The organism is Streptomyces sp. NPDC042259 (genome assembly GCF_055582085.1).
This window is the reverse complement of record NZ_JBVJDW010000001.1, coordinates 902138-918834: the sequence shown is the minus strand read 5'-3', so window position 1 is coordinate 918834 and position 16697 is coordinate 902138. Positions and strand designations below refer to the sequence as shown.

Genomic DNA, 16697 nt, shown 5'->3' with positions numbered 1-16697 from the left:
CTCCTTTTCCCGGCGGTTCCTTCGGCTTAGGGCCGTCGTGCCGCCTGCGGCGGCGGGCGCCCTGCGGGCGCGTCCTCAAGCGCCGGACGGGCTTGATCAAGCCCGTCCGGCGCTTGAGGACACCGCCGCGCAGCGGGGGTGCGTTTTCCCGCGCCCCCGGCAGGGGCCCGGCTCTGGACAGCCCCGACAACCCACCGGTAGCTTTCGGCCTGAGCAAGCGCTTAGGGCTGGGCTGCCGCAGGGAGGGAGGCACTGTGCGTCGCACGGTGTTCAACGAGGACCACGAGGCGTTCCGCGAGACCATCCGCGACTTCATCGCCGCCGAGGTCGTGCCGGTCTACGACGAGTGGCGCGAGGCGGGTTCGGCGCCCCGGGAGTTCTACAAGAAGCTCGGCGAGCTGGGTGTCTTCGGCATCGAGGTGCCCGAGGAGTACGGCGGCGCGGGCGAGCGCAGCTTCAAGTTCCAGGCCGTCATCGCCGAGGAGTGCGCCCGGGTGGGCGTGAGCTTCGGCGGCAGCAGCGTGCACACCGCGCTCTGCCTGCCCTACCTCCTGAAGTACGCCACCGAGGAGCAGAAGCGGCGCTGGCTGCCCCCGTTCGTCTCCGGCGACATGATGACCGCCATCGCCATGACCGAGCCCGGCACCGGCTCCGACCTGGCCGGCATGAAGACCACCGCCAAGCTCTCCGAGGACGGCACGCACTACGTCCTCAACGGCGCGAAGACCTTCATCACCGGCGGTGTCCACGCCGATCGGGTGCTCGTCTGCGCCCGTACCGCCCCGCCCACCCCCGAGGACCGGCGCGGCGGCATCTCCATCCTCGTCGTCGACACCGCCTCCGAGGGCTACGCGGTCGGCCGCAAGCTGGAAAAGCTCGGCCTCAAGACCTCCGACACCGCCGAACTGTCCTTCACCGACGTGAAGGTGCCCGTGACGGACCTCCTCGGCGAGGAGGGCAAGGCGTTCGGCTACCTCGGTCACAACCTCCCCCAGGAGCGGCTGGCCATCGCCTTCGGCGCGTACGCCCAGGCCGCCGCGGCCGTGGAGTTCGCCAAGGCCTACGTGCGGGAACGCACCGTCTTCGGGCAGTCGGTCGCCGCGTTCCAGAACACCAAGTTCGTGCTGGCCGACTGCAAGTCCGAGGTCGACGCGATGCAGGCGGTCGTCGACCGTGCCCTCGACGCGCACGACGCCGGCGAGCTGACCCCGGCCGACGCCGCGTCCGCGAAGCTCTTCACCACCGAACGCGCGGCCTCCGTCATCGACAAGTGCCTCCAACTCCACGGCGGCTACGGCTACATGATGGAGTACCCGATCGCCCGTCTGTACGCGGACACCCGGGTGACCCGCATCTACGGCGGCACCAGCGAGGTCATGCGTTCGATCGTCGCCAAGTCGATGGGCCTGTAGGCAGCCCCACCCCACCCGTAAGGACCACCGGCCCCATGAGCGAGCCCCCCACCCCCCTCGACGATCTGCTGGGTCAGCTCGACCTGGAGCCCATCGAGCAGGACATCTTCCGCGGCACCACCGGCCGTCCCACCCTGGTGCCCCGGGTCTTCGGCGGACAGGTGGCCGCCCAGGCCCTGGTCGCCGCGGGACGCACCGTCCCCGGTGACCGCCACGCCCATTCCCTGCACTCCTATTTCCTGCGCCCCGGCGACCCCGAGGTGCCCATCGTCTACACCGTCGACCGCATCCGGGACGGGCGTTCCTTCGCCACCCGGCGGGTGGTGGCCGTCCAGCACGGGCAGCCGATCTTCCACCTCTCCGCGTCCTTCCAGACGTACGAGGAGGGCCTGGAGCACCAGGAGCCGATGCCGCCGGCGCCGGACCCCGTCACCCTGCCCACCGCGGCCGAGATGCTGCCCCGGCACGCCGACCGCCTCGGCGGGCCCGACATCGTGGAGCTGATCCTCAAGGCGCGCGGAGCCGTCGACCTGCGGTACGCGGACGAGCCGCCGTTCGCCAGCATGGGGGAGCCCCGCGAGCCCAGGTCACAGGTGTGGTTCCGGACAAATGGCAAACTGGCGGACGACCCGCTGCTGCACCTCTGTCTGGCCACCTACGTCTCCGACATGACCCTCCTGGACTCCGTCCTGCTCGCCCACGGACGCGGCGGCTGGGCGGTCGGGGACGTCGTCGGCGCCAGCCTTGACCACGCCATGTGGTTCCACCGGCCCTTCCGGGCCGACGAATGGCTGCTCTACGACCAGGAGAGCCCGACCGCCCAGGGCGGCCGCGGGCTGGCCCGGGGGCGGATCTTCACGCAGGACGGGCGGCTGGCGGTTTCGGTCATCCAGGAAGGCGTGGTGCGCGTCCCCCGCGACTGACCGAAGTACCCTCCTGGGGTTGATCATCCGACAGTGATCTCAGGACCACAGGGGGGAAGCGGGCATGACGCGTGGGGGAGCGCCGATGGGGATGGCGGTCAGAGCGCTGCTGATGACCGTGGGGGCCGCCGTCATCGTCGTCGGCGGAATCCTGCTGTTCTTCTGGCACGGCAGGCTCCTCCAGCTCACGGACTGGCCCCGGCTGTACTCCGGGATCCTCTTCCGGCTCTCCGAGGGCGCCGTCCTCTACGGGGGCAGCTGGCTGTGCGTCCGCGCGTGGAACGGTGGCCCTGGCCGGCGGGAGGACGCGGCGTAGGCCTGTCGCCTGGCCGGCGGCCCTTCGGCTGCGGGCCGTCGTGCCGCCTCTTGCCTGGCCGGCGGTCCTTTGGCTGCGGGCCGTTGTGCCGCCTGCGGCGGCGAGCGCCCTGCGGACGCGTCCTCAAACGCCGGACGGGCTGGATTTGGCCGCCCGCAGCCCCGCAAGCGCCGGACGGGCTGGGTTGGCCGCCTACAGCCCCGCCGCTGACAGTAGGTATGCCGTCAGCGGGTCGTAGAAGCGCGGGTCGCGGACGTGGTCGTCGAGCGGTACGGCGACCTGGAGGGTGCCCTCGGCCTCGGCGAGGAAGAGGGCCGGGTCGTTGGAGTCCGCGTAGCCGACCGCGTCCAGACCGCGCTGCGCCGCGCATCCGGCCCAGCCGTGGTCGGCGACGACCAGGTCCGGCAGCTCGCGCCCTTCCCGGACCAGGCCGTCGAGGATCGCGGCCATCGGGGCGGGGGAGTGCGTGTGCCACAGCGTCGCCCCGCGCTCGAAGACGGCGACGTCCGCGAACTGGAAGACGTAGCCCTCGTCCGCCGTCAGCCCGCCCGGGATCACCACGATCTCGCACCCCGCCGCCCGCAGCGCGGCGGCCGTGGCCCGGTGCACGTCCAGCAGCCCGCCGGGGTGGCCGGTCGCGAAGAGCACCCGCTGCCGGCCCGCCGCCGCCTTGCGCAGCACGGCGGCCATGCGCTCCAGGCCCGCGACGGTCAGCTCGGGGTCGATGGTGTCCTGGCCCACGCGGTGGTGCAGGTCGTCGCTGACCCCGCAGCGCTCCGCCATGACGGCCAGCACGTCTTGCTCGTCCGTCCAGCGGTCACCGAATTCCAGCCCGAACCAGTGACGGCGGTCACCGCCCGCGAGTTTGCGGTAGTGGTCGAGGTTGTTCTCGCGGGGCGTCGCGACGTCTCCCGCGATGCGCGTACGGACGAGATGATCGATCAGTGCGGTACGGCTGGGTATCGACATGAGCCTCATTCTCTCTCGCGCGGGTGTGCGATGGACGACGTCTCCCCACGCGATGGACGTCGTGTCCATATGGCGAGGCGGGATCCTGCAATCCGTACATGTGCGGAATCCGCCGCCCTGCCTACCCTCGGGTACGTCCTCCACTGCCGCCCCGACGTTGCCCCGACCGTAATTCGTCCGTGATTCGAGAGGCCCCCGCATGACCCCCCAGAACAGCCCCGCCCCCCTTGAACCGCGTGGCCCCGTCGACTCCTCCCGCATCCCCCGCTACGCCGGTCCCGCCACCTTCGCCCGGCTGCCCCGGCTGGACGAGGTCGGCAGCACCGACATCGCCGTCGTCGGCGTGCCGTTCGACACCGGCGTCTCCTACCGGCCCGGCGCGCGGTTCGGCGGCAACGCCATCCGTGAGGCCTCCCGTCTGCTGCGCCCGTACAACCCGGCACAGGACGCCTCGCCCTTCGCCCTCGCGCAGGTCGCGGACGCCGGTGACATCGCGGCGAACCCGTTCGACATCAACGAGGCCGTGGAGACCATCGAGGCCGCGGCGGACGACCTGCTGGGCACCGGCGCCCGCATGATGACGCTGGGCGGCGACCACACCATCGCGCTGCCGCTGCTGCGCTCGGTCGCCAAGAAGCACGGCCCGGTCGCCCTGCTGCACTTCGACGCGCACCTGGACACCTGGGACACCTACTTCGGTGCCGAGTACACCCACGGCACCCCGTTCCGCCGGGCCGTGGAGGAGGGCATCCTCGACACCGAGGCGCTGTCCCACGTCGGCACGCGCGGCCCGCTGTACGGCAAGAAGGACCTGACCGACGACGAGAAGATGGGCTTCGGCATCGTCACCTCGGCGGACGTCATGCGCCGCGGCGTCGACGAGATCGCCGACCAGCTCCGCCAGCGCGTCGGTGACCGTCCGCTGTACATCTCCATCGACATCGACGTCCTGGACCCGGCCCACGCCCCCGGCACCGGCACCCCGGAGGCGGGCGGTCTGACCTCCCGCGAGCTGCTGGAGATCCTCCGCGGCCTGTCCTCCTGCAACCTGGTCTCCGCCGACCTGGTCGAGGTCGCTCCGGCGTACGACCACGCCGAGATCACCTCGGTGGCGGCGTCGCACGCGGCGTACGAGCTGACGACGATCATGTCCCGGCAGATCGCGGCGTCGCGCGACGCTCTCGCCTAGCGGCGAGCGCCCTGCGGGCGCGTCCTCAAGCGCCGGACGGGCTCGAATCGAGCCCGTCCGGCGCTTGAGGACACCGTCGTGCAGCGGTGGTACCGGGCGAAAGCGACGCAGTCACTTCGTTGCGATGGGATGAAAATCGCAGCCCACGGCGTTGGGGCCTTCCGTCAGTGGAGAACAGCGGGAGGTCTCGGGTGGTGGCGACGGAAACGACCGGTGCGGCGGAAGACGCCGGTCAGGGCTGGGCGAAACGGCTCACCCGGTACTGCTGGCGGTACCGCCGCACGGTACTGCTCGCCCTGGGCTCGTCCCTCGCGGGCATGGCCGTCCTCGCGCTCGTCCCGCTGATACCCAAGCTCATCATCGACGACGTCATAGGCTCCCACGAGCGCCCCCTCGCCCCCTGGGCCACGCTCCTGATCGTCGCCGCGGTCGTCGTCTACGGACTGACCTACATCCGCCGCTACTACGGCGGCCGGCTCGCACTCGACGTCCAGCACGACCTGCGGACCGAGATGTTCGCGTCGATCTCCCGGCTCGACGGCAAGCGGCAGGACGAACTCTCCACCGGCCAGGTCGTCGGCCGTGCCACCAGCGATCTCCAGCTGATCCAGGGCCTGCTGTTCATGCTGCCGATGATGATCGGCAACATCCTGCTCTTCGTCATCTCCCTCATCGTGATGGCGACGCTCTCCCCGCTGCTCACCGTCGTGGCCCTCGCCGTCGCCCCCGCGCTGTGGTTCCTCGCCCAGCGCAGCCGCACCAAGCTCTTCCCCGCCACGTGGTACGCCCAGGGCCAGGCCGCCGCCGTCGCGGGCGTCGTGGACGGCGCCGTCACCGGCGTACGGGTCGTCAAGGGCTTCGGCCAGGAGGCACAGGAGGCCGGAAAGCTCCGCGAGGTCAGCCGCAGGCTCTTCGCCGGGCGGCTGCGGACCGTACGGCTCAACTCCCGCTACACCCCCGCCCTGCAGGCCGTGCCCGCGCTCGGCCAGGTCGCGATGCTCGCCCTCGGCGGCTGGATGGCCACCCGCGGCCAGGTCACCCTCGGCACGTTCGTCGCCTTCTCCACGTACCTCTCCCAGCTCATCGGGCCGGTGCGGATGCTGACCATGATCCTCACCGTCGGGCAGCAGGCCCGCGCCGGAGTCGAGCGCGTCTTCGAACTCATCGACACCGAACCGGCCGTCGAGGAACGCCCGAACGCCCGCGCCCTGCCCGAGGACGCCCCCGCCACCGTCGAATTCGACGACGTCACCTTCGGCTACGACCCCGCGCGCCCCGTCCTCGACGGCTTCTCCCTGCGCCTCGAACCCGGCGAGACCGTCGCGGTCGTCGGCGCCTCCGGCAGCGGCAAGTCGACCGTCTCCCTGCTGCTCCCGCGCTTCTACGACGTCACCGGCGGCGCGGTGCGGGTCGGCGGCCACGACGTACGCGAGCTGACCCTGTCCTCGCTGCGCGCCGCGATCGGGCTGGTGCCCGAGGACAGCTTCCTCTTCTCCTGCAGCGTCCGCGACAACATCGCCTACGGATTCCCCGACGCCACCGACGAGCAGATCCGCGCCGCCGCCCGCGCCGCCCAGGCCGACGGCTTCATCTCGGCGCTGCCCGACGGGTACGACACCAAGGTCGGGGAGCAGGGCCTCACCCTCTCGGGCGGCCAGCGCCAGCGCGTCGCGCTCGCCCGCGCCATCCTCACCGACCCGCGTCTGCTGCTCCTCGACGACGCCACGTCGGCGGTCGACGCGCGCGTGGAGCACGAGATCCACGAGGCGCTGCGCGGGGTGATGGCCGGCCGGACGACGCTGCTCATCGCCCACCGGGCCTCGACGCTGGCGCTCGCCGACCGCATCGCCGTCCTCGACGGCGGCCGGCTCGTCGACGTCGGCACGGCGCGGGAACTCCAGGACCGCTGCGAGCTGTACCGGCGGCTGCTGACCGACCCGGACACCCTCGGCGGCATCCACCGGGACCCCGCGGGCCTCGCGGCGGACGTCGACGGCACCGACGCCGCGACCGGCGGGCACGCGCGCGTGGACGGCGTCACCCCCTCCCTGTGGGTGCGCAAGGAGACGTCCGGCGGACCGGCGGGCCACGGCATGGACGGGGCCCTGGCCGGGATGCCCGCCACGCCCGAACTGCTGGCCAAGGTCGCCGCGCTGCCCCCGGCGACGGACGTCCCCGGCATCGACGAGGAGCGGGCGGCCCGGCCCGAGAAGGACTACGGCCTGCGCCAGTTGCTGCGCGGCTTCGGGGCGCCGCTGCTGGTGAGCCTGCTGCTGGTGACCGTCGACGCCGTCGCCGGTCTGCTGCTGCCCGTACTGATCCGGCACGGCATCGACCAGGGCGTCCAGCGCATGGCGCTCGGCGCGGTCTGGGTCGCCTCCGGGCTCGCGCTCGCCGTCGTGGTCGGCCAGTGGGCGGCACAGGTCGGCGAGATGCGGATGACGGGACGCACCGGCGAACGGGTGCTGTATGCGCTGCGCGTGAAGATCTTCGCCCAGCTCCAGCGGCTCGGGCTCGACTACTACGAGCGCGAGCTGACCGGCAAGATCATGACCCGGATGACGACCGACGTCGACGCGCTGAGTTCGTTCCTCCAGACCGGTCTGATCACCGCCGTCGTCTCCGTCCTCACCTTCTTCGGCATCCTCGTCGCCCTCGTGGTCATCGACGTACAGCTGGCCCTCGTCGTCTTCGCGACCCTGCCCCCGCTCGTCGTCGGCACCGTCGTCTTCCGGCGCAAGAGCGTCAAGGCGTACGAGCTGGCCCGTGAGCGTGTGGGCGTCGTCAACGCCGACCTCCAGGAGAGCGTCGCGGGGCTGCGCATCGTCCAGGCGTTCCGCCGCGAGGCCACCGGTGCCCGGCGGTTCGCCGAGCGCAGCGACGGCTACCGGCAGGCGCGGATCCGCGGCCAGTGGCTGATATCCGTCTACTTCCCCTTCGTTCAGCTGCTGTCGTCCGTCGCGGCCGCCGCGGTCCTGATCGTGGGCGCGGGCCGGGTGAGCGAGGGCACGCTGACGGCGGGCGCCCTGGTGGCGTACCTGCTCTACATCGATCTCTTCTTCGCCCCCGTGCAGCAGCTCTCGCAGGTCTTCGACGGCTACCAGCAGGCGACCGTCTCGCTCGGCCGGGTGCGCGAGCTGCTGCGCGAGCCGACGACGACGCCCGTGCCGGAGCGGCCGCGCGAGGTGCGGGAGCTGAGCGGCGAGATCGTCTTCGACGACCTCCACTTCCACTACGGCGACGGCGAGGAAGCCCTCGCCGGCATCGCGCTGACGATCCCGGCCGGGCAGACGGTCGCGTTCGTCGGCGAGACGGGCGCGGGCAAGTCGACGCTGGTGAAGATGGTCGCCCGGTTCTACGACCCGTCCTCGGGAGCCGTCCTCGTCGACGGCCACGACCTGCGGGAGCTGGACCCGACGGGCTACCGGCACCGCCTCGGTGTCGTCCCGCAGGAGCCGTACCTCTTCCCCGGCACGGTGCGCGACGCCATCGCCTACGGGCGCGTCGAGGCCAGTGACGCCGAGGTCGAGGCCGCGGCCCGGGCGGTGGGGGCGCACGAGATGATCGCGACCCTGGACGGCGGTTATCTGCACGAGGTCACCGAGCGCGGCCGCAATCTCTCGGCCGGCCAGCGGCAGTTGATCGCCCTGGCCCGCGCCGAGCTGGTCGACCCGGACATCCTGCTGCTGGACGAGGCCACCGCCGCCCTGGACCTCGCGACCGAGGCCCTGGTCAACCAGGCCACGGACCGGCTGGCGGGCAAGCGCACGACCCTGGTCGTCGCGCACCGGCTGACCACGGCCGCCCGCGCCGACCGGGTGGTGGTCCTCGACCACGGCCGGGTGGTGGAGGACGGCACGCACGACGAACTGCTCGCCCGGGACGGGCGGTACGCCGAGCTGTGGCGGACGTTCACCGGAGAGGGGCATCCCGCGGACCGGGCCGGTGTCGTGGGATGAGCCGACGATCGCGGTCCGGTACGCCCGGCGCATCGGTTGATCAGTAGGGGGAAAGGTCTGGCGTGGCGGAGGACGCCCCCGGTAGGTTCGCGGCGACTTTTGCGAACCCAGGGGAGGGCGAATGCGCAAGGTGCTCAGATGGCTGCTGGCGCTGGTGGTGCTCATAGGCGCCATCGGTGTCGGCGGTGCGACGGCGGGGACGGCCACGGCCGCCACCGAGCCGGACATCAAGGAACGCATCCTGAAGATTCCGGGGATGAGTTTCGTCGAGGAGAAGGCCTACGACGGCTACCGCTACCTCGTGCTCAACTACACCCAGCCGGTCGACCACCGGAACAAGGCCAAGGGCACCTTCCAGCAGCGCTTCACGCTGCTGCACAAGGCCACCGACCGGCCGACGGTCTTCTACACGTCCGGGTACAACGTCTCCACGACCCCCAGCCGCAGCGAGCCCACGCGCATCGTCGACGGCAACCAGGTCTCGATGGAGTACCGCTTCTTCACCCCCTCCCGGCCGCAGCCGGCGGACTGGAGCAAGCTCGACATCTGGCAGGCGGCCAGCGACCAGCACCGCCTGTACCAGGCCCTCAAGCCGGTCTACGGCAAGAACTGGCTGGCCACCGGCGGCAGCAAGGGCGGTATGACGGCGACGTACTTCCGCCGCTTCTACCCCCACGACATGAACGGCACCGTCGCCTACGTCGCGCCCAACGACGTGGCCGACAAGGAGGACTCGGCCTACGACCGCTTCTTCGCGACCGTCGGCGACAAGGCCTGCCGCACCCAGCTCAACTCGGTCCAGCGCGAGGCGCTCGTCCGCCGCACCGAGATCGTGGCCCGCTACCAGAAGTGGGCCGACGACAACGGCCAGACCTTCAAGGTCGTCGGCAGCGCCGACAAGGCCTACGAGAACGTCGTCCTCGACCTGGTGTGGGCCTTCTGGCAGTACCACCTGCAGAGCGACTGCAAGACCGTCCCCGCGACCAACGCCTCGACGGACGACCTCTACAAGTTCCTCGACGAGATCTCCGGCTTCTCGGCCTACACCGACCAGGGCCTGGAGCGCTTCACCCCGTACTACTACCAGGCGGGCACCCAGCTCGGCGCGCCCACCTTCGCCTCCCCGCACCTCAAGGGCCTGCTCCGGTACCCGGGGATCTACCAGCCGCGCAGCTACGTGCCGCGTGACATCCCGATGCGCTTCCAGCGCGGCGCCATGGCCGACGTGGACCGCTGGGTGCGCGAGGACAGCAAGCGGATGCTCTTCGTCTACGGCCAGAACGACCCGTGGAGCGGCGAGCCGTTCCGCCTCGGCAAGCGCGCCGCGGCCCGTGACGACTACCGCTTCTACGCCCCGGGCGGCAACCACGGCTCGAACATCTCCCAGCTCGTCGCCGACGAGCGGATCAAGGCCACGGCCGAGGTCCTCGAATGGGCCGGTGTCACACCCGCGGCCGTGAAGAAGGACGAGTCCCGCGCCAAGCCGCTCGCGCCGTACGACGCGAAGCTCGACCGCCAGAGCGTGGACCGGGAGCGGACGCTTCGTCCGTGAGCGGTGTCCTCAATCGCCGGACGGGCTCGAATCGAGCCCGTCCGGCGATTGAGGACGCGCCCGCAGGGCGCCCTGCCGCCGCAGGCGGCGAGACGGGCCGGTAGCCGAAGAGCCGCCGGAGGCCAGGGCGTCTGCCGTCGCCCTAAGACAGGCGGCGGGCGCACCCGACAGGGGACCCGCCGCCGACCTGGACGTACAGCGCCGTCGACGGCGGGCAGTCGGCCCGGGTGCGGACCGTGCGCGTCACCAGGTATTCCGGGGCGTGGGCGGGGGAGCCGTCGCAGGGGGTTTCCTTCACCACGCCGCGTCGCTCGGTGTACACGCAGTCGCCGACGACCGTGAGCGGCCCGCCGCCCATGCCCGGGTCACCCGGGTGCGGCGGCCGCAGATTGCGCATGCACGCGTAGCCCTCGGGCGCGCTGTCCTCCTCGGAGGCACCGTCGACGGCGGTGATGTGCAGGACGTAGTCGGTGGCGGACGGGCAGCGCGGGCCCTTGGCCAGTGGGCCGTTGAAGCGGGCGAGGACCCGCGCCACGGCTGCCGGGCCCGCGCAGGGCACCTCCTCGATGGCGGTGTCCGCCGGGCCCCGGCTCGCGCACTCCTCCGCCTCCAGGAACACCGGGCCCCGCCCGGCCCGCGTGGGGCCGGCCCCGGCCGGGGAGACGGCCGTCCCCGCCCGGGCACTCCCGGTGCCCTGGCAAGCCGTCAGCGTGCACATCCCCGCCAGCACCGCGCAGACCAGCAGCGCCTTCGGCAGCGCGCCTCGGCGCATGAACTCCCCCGTCCCCGTGATGCGCGTACAGAGTGGCCCGCGGGGCCCCGTACCCGCCAGGCGTGGGCCCGGCTTCGCGGAGCGTGACCGCGCTGGACCGCCGCCGACGCTTTCGAAGGGGGGCGCGCCGACGGCGGCGTGCTGCCGGCCGCAGGCGGCGGAGAGGGGAGCCGGTGCCACGGCCAGCGGCGACGCCGGCACCGCTCTGCGAGGAATCACCGACAGCACGCGCCTTGGACGAGCGGCGCCGCCGGGCGGTTCCGCGCTTGCCCGTCCGGCGGATCACGGGGGCGCACCACCGCTGAGCGGCGGTGTCCTCAATCTCCCCCAGCTACCGCTGGGAGGTGCCCCCAGCGGGCTTGAGGTGGCTGAGCCCAGCCCAATCAAGCCCGTCCGGCGATTGAGGACGCGCCCGCAGGGCGCCCTGCCGCCGCAGGCGGCGAGACGGGCCGGCAGCCGAAAGATCCGCCGGAAGCACCGCAGGTCAGGGCGCCCTGCCGCCGCAGGCGGCCCAGCGGTCAGACCTCAGCCCTCCCGCCGGGAGGCACCCCGCCCCGGCAGTCGCATCGTCAGCAGCTTGGCGCGCGGTGCCAGCCGTCTGACCATCGCGAAGACCGACTCCGTCCGGGAGTGGTCGGTGTCCAGCACGCTGAAGAGATTGGCGCCGAGGTAGAAGGCGATCGCCGCGTTGGCGAGGTCGCGCGGTGGGGTCAGCCGGGCCAGCGGGGTACCGCCGATGACCCGCTCCAGGGTCTCCTCGATGAAGTCCTGCCAGGGCTCGGCCCGGGTGCGGATGCCCTCGCGCAGCTCCGGCTTGGCGACGGCGGCGGCGACCAGCTCGGTGAAGAGCGTGAGATGGCCGCCCGCCAGGTCGTCGCGGTAGATGCGGGTGGCGGCCTCGGCCAGCTCCTCCAGGGTGGCGGCGCCCGCGACGGTGACGCTGTGCAGTGCCATCCGTTCGGCGGAGGACCGGTCCAGGGCCGCGAACAGCAGCGGGTCGACGCCGCCGAAGTGGTAGAAGACCAAGGCCGAGTTGACCCCGGCCTCCCTGGCGATCGTCCGGGCGCTGGCCTTGCCGTACCCCTGCTTCCGGAGCACCGTTCCCGCCGCGGCGATCAGCCGTTCCTTGGTCTCCACCGTCATGTGCCGCCCTCTCGCAGAGCGCTCATCATACGGTCGGGGCGGGGCCCGGGAGGGGGCCGGAGCACGGGCCGACGCCGTGGTCAGAGGCCGTACGGGCGTCGTGCCGGGCCGATTCGAGGGGGCCGGGGCTCAGCCGGCTCCGGAGCCGGCGAGCAGGCCCAGCAGATACTGCTTCCCCGGCCCGGCGAGCTGGGCGAAGTCGGCCGTGTGCGGGTGCCAGCGCCTCTCGTACTCCCAGCTGAGCCAGCCGTCCCAGCCCGCCCGGCTCAGCTCGCCCACGCAGGCGCCCAGCGGCAGCACGCCCGAGCCGAGCGCGACCGGCGTCGGGTCCTGGGCCGAGGCGACGTCCTTGACCTGGACGTAGCCCAGGTGCGGGGCGATGGCCGGGAAGCTGACGGCCGGTTCCTCGCCGTCCGCCCAGGTGTGCAGCACGTCCCACAGGGCGCCGACGCTGGGATGCCCGACGGGCCCCAGGATCCGGGCGGTGTCGGCGGCCCGGGGGTGCGAGTCGTGCGTCTCCAGCAGCACCCGCACGCCCCTGTCGGCGGCGATCGGCGCGACGGCCCCCAGCCGGCGGGCCGCGAGCGCGTCCGCCTCCGCCGCCGGCAGCCCGCCGCCGCCGGGGAAGACCCGTACGTACGCCGCCCCGAGGTCCCCGGCGAGGTGGATCAGCTCCTGCAGCTCGCCGAACACGGCCTCGTCGGACCGCTCCGCGGCGACCTGCGCGTACCCGGCGACGGCCAGGATCCGCAGCCCCGCCTCCGCGAACTCCCCGGCCGCCCGGGCCCGCTCCGCCGCCCCGGTCCCCGGGTGCACGGGTTCCTCCGGGTGGGCCCGCAGTTCGACGCCGTCGTAGCCGTACGCGCCCGCGAGCCGCACCACCTCCGGGACGGGCAGGCCGGGCACGGCGAGGGTGGAGAAGGCCAGCTTCATACGGGCTCCGTAGGTCGTCGGCGGCGCGCGGGCGGCGGTGCCGGCCATCCGCGCGGGTCCTTCGTGATCCGTTTCCCGCTGGGCCGGTGAAAATGCCCCCGGGGCGGCAAACGGTGCGAATCACCGCCCGGACCCCGGCCGAGCTGCTAGCTTCGCAGGCGCTCGTGACAGGTGTTCGCTGTCGAGGAGAGGACCCGCTCCGATGACGCACAGGACGACCGGGGCAGCCAAGGGCAAGGCCGGCGGTGCCGCCAGGACCATCCGCATCGCGATGAACGGCGTGACCGGCCGTATGGGCCACCACCAGCACCTCGTGCGTTCCGTTCTCGCCCTGCGCGACGAGGGCGGCATCGACGTCGGGGACGGCACCGCGCTGTGGCCCGAGCCGGTCCTCGTCGGGCGCAGCGAGGGCGGCCTGCGGGCGCTCGCCGAGCGGTACGGCGTCGCGGAGTGGTCCACCGACCTCGACGCCGTGCTCGCCGATCCCACCGTCGACGTCTACTTCGACGCCCAGATCACCGCCGCCCGCGAGGCCGCCGTGCGCAAGGCCATCGCGGCGGGCAAGCACGTGTACTGCGAGAAGCCGACCTCCCTCGACGTCGGCGGGGCCCTCGACCTCTACCAGCGGGCCCGGCGGGCGGGCGTCAAGCACGGCGTCGTCCAGGACAAGCTGTTCCTGCCGGGACTGCGCAAGCTCAAACGGCTCGTCGACGGCGGGTTCTTCGGCCGGGTGCTGTCCGTGCGCGGCGAGTTCGGCTACTGGGTCTTCGAAGGGGACTGGCAGCCCGCGCAACGGCCTTCCTGGAACTACCGCGAGGCGGACGACGGGGGCATCACCGCCGACATGTTCCCGCACTGGGAGTACGTCCTGCGGGAGCTGTTCGGCCCCGTACGGTCCGTGCAGGCGCATCTGGCCACCCACATACCCCGCCGGTGGGACGAGCACGGCGAGCCCTACGAGGCGACGGCCGACGACGCCGTCTACGCCATCCTCGAACTGGAGGGCGGTGTGGTCGCGCAGCTCAACTCCTCCTGGGCGGTGCGGGTGCACCGCGACGAGCTGCTGGAGTTCCAGGTCGACGGCACCGAGGGCTCGGCCGTCGCCGGCCTGCACTCCTGCCGGGTCCAGCACCGCTCGTTCACCCCCCGGCCCGTCTGGAACCCCGACCGGCCGGACCAGGCCGACTTCCGGGGGCAGTGGCAGGAGGTGCCGGACAACGGGGAGACGACGGCCGGCGGGGGCGGCGGCAACGCCTTCAAGGCGCAGTGGGAGCTGTTCCTGCGCCATGTGGCCCTCGACGAGCCCTGGCGCTTCGACCTCCTCGCCGGGGCGCGCGGCGTGGAACTGGGCCTGCTGGCCCGGATGTCCGCCGCCGACGGCCGCCGGGTGGACGTAGGGGAGCCGGGGCGGTGATCCGGCTGCCGGACGCCTCCGGCGCCCTGCGGGTCCACGTCCCCCGGACCGCGCCCCCGGCCCCGCCGGCCGGGGGACCGCCCCCGGCCTCCCGTCGGGTCCTGGCCGCCGCGCACGTCGTCGCCGACCCCTTCGGCAACACCACCGGGCACGGCCCCGCCGACCTCGACTGGGACGCCACCCTCGCCTTCCGCCACCATCTGTGGGCGCATGGCCTCGGGGTCGCCGAGGCCATGGACACCGCCCAGCGGGGCATGGGCCTGGACGCACCGGCCGCCGCCGAACTCGTCCGGCGCTCGGCCGCCGAGGCCAGGGCCGTCGGCGGGCACCTCGTCTGCGGCGCGGGCACCGACCAGCTCGCACCCCCGTACGGCACCCTGGCCGACGTCACCGCCGCCTACGAGCAGCAGCTCGCCCACGTCGAGGGGCACGGCGCCGGGGCCGTCGTCCTGGCCTCCCGGGCGCTCGCGGCCGTCGCCACCGAAGCCGATCACTACCGGGAGGTTTACGGGCGGCTGCTGCGCCAAACGGCCGGACCCGTCATCCTCCACTGGCTCGGCCCCATGTTCGACCCCGCTCTGGAGGGCTACTGGGGCAGCACCGACCCGGACATCGCGACCGAGACCTTCCTCGGCATCGTCGCCGACCGGCCGGACCGGGTCGAGGGCGTCAAGGTGTCCCTTCTCGACGCCGGCCGGGAGCGCGCGCTGCGCCGCCGGCTCCCGGCGGGGGTGCGCTGTTACACGGGCGACGACTTCCACTACCCCCGGCTCATCGAGGGCGACGCCCAGGGCCACAGCGACGCCCTGCTCGGCGTCTTCGACCCGCTGGCGCCCCTCGCGGGCCGTGCGGCGCGGCTGCTGGACTCCGGTGACCGGCGGGGTTTCCGCGCCCTCCTGGACCCCACCGTGGCCCTCGCCCGGCACCTCTTCGAGCCGCCCACCCGGTTCTACAAGACGGGCGTGGTGCTGCTGGCCTGGCTGGCCGGTCACCAGGACGCCTTCGCGATGGCGGGCGGGCTGCACTCGGCCCGCTCCCTGCCGCACCTGGCGCGTGCCTACGAACTCGCCGACGGCCTGGGGCTGTTCCCCGATCCGGGGCTGGCCGAGGACCGCATGGCGCGGCTGCTGGCGGTGCACGGGGTGGAGCGGTGAGCGGCCCCGCCGCCCCTGCCGCCCCGCCGGGCTTCAGCCTCAACCAGCAGACCGTCCGGCAGTGGTCGCTCCCGGAGCTGACGGCGGGCTGCGCGGCGGCCGGGGTGCGGCACGTGGGGCTGTGGCGCGAACCGGTCCGGGAGTACGGCGTCCGGGCCGCCGCCCGGCTCGTGCGGGACGGGGGACTGACCGTCACCAGCCTGTGCCGGGGCGGTTTCCTGACCGCCCCCGACCCGGCCGGGCGGGCGGCGGCCCTCGCCGACAACCGGGTCGCGGTGGAGGAGGCCGCCGTGCTCGGCACCGACACCCTCGTACTGGTCGCGGGCGGGCTGCCGCCGGGCAGCCGGGACCTGGCCGGGGCCCGCGAGCGGATCGCCGACGCGCTGGCCGAGCTGGGCCCGTACGCGGCCGGGCACGGGGTGCGGCTGGCGGTCGAACCGCTGCACCCGATGTTCGCCGCCGACCGCTGTGTGGTCTCGACGCTCGGTCAGGCCCTCGACCTCGCCGAGCGGTTCCCGGCCCGGCAGGTCGGGGTCGTGGTGGACACCTACCACCTGTGGTGGGACGACACGGTGGCCGCACAGATCGCGCGGGCGGGCGGCGGCGGCCGGATCGCCGCGTTCCAGCTCGCCGACTGGGTCACCCCGCTGCCCGAGGGGGCCCTGCTGGGGCGCGGGCAACTGGGGGACGGGTGCGTGGATCTGCGCTGGTTCCGCGAACGCGTGACCGACGCCGGGTACACCGGGGCCGCCGAGGTCGAGATCTTCCGTCCCGCGCTCTGGGCCCGCGAGGGATCCGAGGTCCTCGCGGAGGTGCTGAAGCGCTACCGCGAACATGTGCTGTGAGTGAGCAGAGACGTCACTTCGGTCACGGTCCGTCGCGATCGGTAACGGAACGATAACTCCTCGAAATCACTGCAACCCTACGGCGCCCGGGGGAGTCGTACATGGCATCGGGCTTC

13 protein-coding genes are annotated in these 16697 nt (G+C 72.9%); 9 read left to right on the top strand and 4 right to left on the bottom strand.

Annotated elements, in window-relative coordinates; translation table 11 throughout:
• The first annotated feature begins 254 nt into the window (after positions 1-254).
• From ACZ6MA_RS04120 to ACZ6MA_RS04110, 3 genes are all read left to right on the top strand, one after another.
• On the top strand, positions 255-1412 hold the full coding sequence (locus ACZ6MA_RS04120) for an acyl-CoA dehydrogenase family protein (RefSeq protein WP_469430862.1): 1158 nt from the start codon (positions 255-257) through the stop codon (positions 1410-1412).
• Between the two features lie 35 nt (positions 1413-1447).
• Positions 1448-2335: an acyl-CoA thioesterase II gene (gene tesB, locus ACZ6MA_RS04115; RefSeq protein WP_469430860.1), complete on the top strand. Its 888-nt coding sequence runs from the start codon at positions 1448-1450 to the stop codon at positions 2333-2335.
• A gap of 91 nt (positions 2336-2426) precedes the next feature.
• Positions 2427-2651: a hypothetical protein gene (locus ACZ6MA_RS04110; protein ID WP_469430858.1), complete on the top strand. Its 225-nt coding sequence runs from the start codon at positions 2427-2429 to the stop codon at positions 2649-2651.
• A 192-nt stretch (positions 2652-2843) separates the two neighbouring features.
• On the opposite strand, the gene ACZ6MA_RS04105 is transcribed toward ACZ6MA_RS04110, so the two are convergent.
• Positions 2844-3629 carry a phosphatase gene (locus ACZ6MA_RS04105; protein ID WP_469430856.1) on the bottom strand — a complete coding sequence of 262 codons (786 nt, stop codon included), beginning with the start codon at positions 3627-3629 and terminating at the stop codon, positions 2844-2846.
• Positions 3630-3819: 190 nt separating this feature from the next.
• Between ACZ6MA_RS04105 and speB the strand changes: the two genes are divergently transcribed.
• The 3 genes from speB (at position 3820) to ACZ6MA_RS04090 (ending at position 10320) form a co-directional block, all read left to right on the top strand.
• Complete coding sequence (speB, locus tag ACZ6MA_RS04100) at positions 3820-4809, top strand: agmatinase (protein ID WP_469430855.1); 990 nt, start codon at positions 3820-3822, stop codon at positions 4807-4809.
• A 191-nt stretch (positions 4810-5000) separates the two neighbouring features.
• On the top strand, positions 5001-8768 hold the full coding sequence (locus ACZ6MA_RS04095) for an ABC transporter ATP-binding protein (RefSeq protein WP_469430853.1): 3768 nt from the start codon (positions 5001-5003) through the stop codon (positions 8766-8768).
• Positions 8769-8889: 121 nt separating this feature from the next.
• Positions 8890-10320, top strand: a complete 1431-nt coding sequence (locus tag ACZ6MA_RS04090; RefSeq protein ID WP_469430851.1) for a S28 family serine protease — start codon at positions 8890-8892, stop codon at positions 10318-10320.
• Positions 10321-10462: 142 nt separating this feature from the next.
• Here ACZ6MA_RS04090 and ACZ6MA_RS04085 read toward each other — a convergent pair whose 3' ends face one another.
• The 3 genes from ACZ6MA_RS04085 to ACZ6MA_RS04075 all read right to left on the bottom strand — a co-directional run bounded on the left by ACZ6MA_RS04085 (position 10463) and on the right by ACZ6MA_RS04075 (position 13168).
• On the bottom strand, positions 10463-11092 hold the full coding sequence (locus ACZ6MA_RS04085) for a hypothetical protein (RefSeq protein WP_469430849.1): 630 nt from the start codon (positions 11090-11092) through the stop codon (positions 10463-10465).
• 525 nt (positions 11093-11617) lie between these two features.
• Complete coding sequence (locus ACZ6MA_RS04080; protein ID WP_469430848.1) at positions 11618-12235, bottom strand: TetR/AcrR family transcriptional regulator; 618 nt, start codon at positions 12233-12235, stop codon at positions 11618-11620.
• A gap of 129 nt (positions 12236-12364) precedes the next feature.
• Positions 12365-13168, bottom strand: coding sequence for a sugar phosphate isomerase/epimerase family protein (locus ACZ6MA_RS04075; protein ID WP_469431197.1), 804 nt, complete (start codon positions 13166-13168; stop codon positions 12365-12367).
• A 202-nt stretch (positions 13169-13370) separates the two neighbouring features.
• Here ACZ6MA_RS04075 and ACZ6MA_RS04070 point away from each other — a divergent pair, with 202 nt between their 5' ends.
• Genes ACZ6MA_RS04070 through ACZ6MA_RS04060 form a run of 3 tightly spaced genes read left to right on the top strand, consistent with a single transcriptional unit; the run spans position 13371 to position 16581 of the window.
• Positions 13371-14582: a Gfo/Idh/MocA family protein gene (locus ACZ6MA_RS04070; RefSeq protein WP_469430846.1), complete on the top strand. Its 1212-nt coding sequence runs from the start codon at positions 13371-13373 to the stop codon at positions 14580-14582.
• Positions 14579-15736 (top strand): dihydrodipicolinate synthase family protein, encoded by a 1158-nt coding sequence (locus ACZ6MA_RS04065; protein ID WP_469430845.1) that lies wholly within the window; start codon positions 14579-14581, stop codon positions 15734-15736. The genes ACZ6MA_RS04070 and ACZ6MA_RS04065 overlap by 4 nt, the downstream gene beginning before the upstream one ends.
• Entirely contained in the window at positions 15733-16581 is an 849-nt protein-coding gene (locus ACZ6MA_RS04060) for a sugar phosphate isomerase/epimerase family protein (RefSeq protein WP_469430843.1), read from the top strand. Before ACZ6MA_RS04065 ends, ACZ6MA_RS04060 begins: the two co-directional genes overlap by 4 nt.
• Positions 16582-16697: the final 116 nt, after the last annotated feature.

Excerpts from the sequence above, each read along its gene's own strand:
- ACZ6MA_RS04070 (WP_469430846.1), top strand. The coding sequence starts at position 13,371 with ATGACGCACAGGACGACCGGGGCAGCCAAGGGCAAGGCCGGCGGTGCC.
- speB (WP_469430855.1), top strand. The coding sequence starts at position 3,820 with ATGACCCCCCAGAACAGCCCCGCCCCCCTTGAACCGCGTGGCCCCGTC.
- ACZ6MA_RS04085 (WP_469430849.1), bottom strand. The coding sequence starts at position 11,092 with ATGCGCCGAGGCGCGCTGCCGAAGGCGCTGCTGGTCTGCGCGGTGCTG.
- ACZ6MA_RS04105 (WP_469430856.1), bottom strand. The coding sequence starts at position 3,629 with ATGAGGCTCATGTCGATACCCAGCCGTACCGCACTGATCGATCATCTC.
- tesB (WP_469430860.1), top strand. The coding sequence starts at position 1,448 with ATGAGCGAGCCCCCCACCCCCCTCGACGATCTGCTGGGTCAGCTCGAC.
- ACZ6MA_RS04090 (WP_469430851.1), top strand. The coding sequence starts at position 8,890 with ATGCGCAAGGTGCTCAGATGGCTGCTGGCGCTGGTGGTGCTCATAGGC.
- ACZ6MA_RS04075 (WP_469431197.1), bottom strand. The coding sequence starts at position 13,168 with ATGAAGCTGGCCTTCTCCACCCTCGCCGTGCCCGGCCTGCCCGTCCCG.
- ACZ6MA_RS04080 (WP_469430848.1), bottom strand. The coding sequence starts at position 12,235 with ATGACGGTGGAGACCAAGGAACGGCTGATCGCCGCGGCGGGAACGGTG.
- ACZ6MA_RS04110 (WP_469430858.1), top strand. The coding sequence starts at position 2,427 with ATGGCGGTCAGAGCGCTGCTGATGACCGTGGGGGCCGCCGTCATCGTC.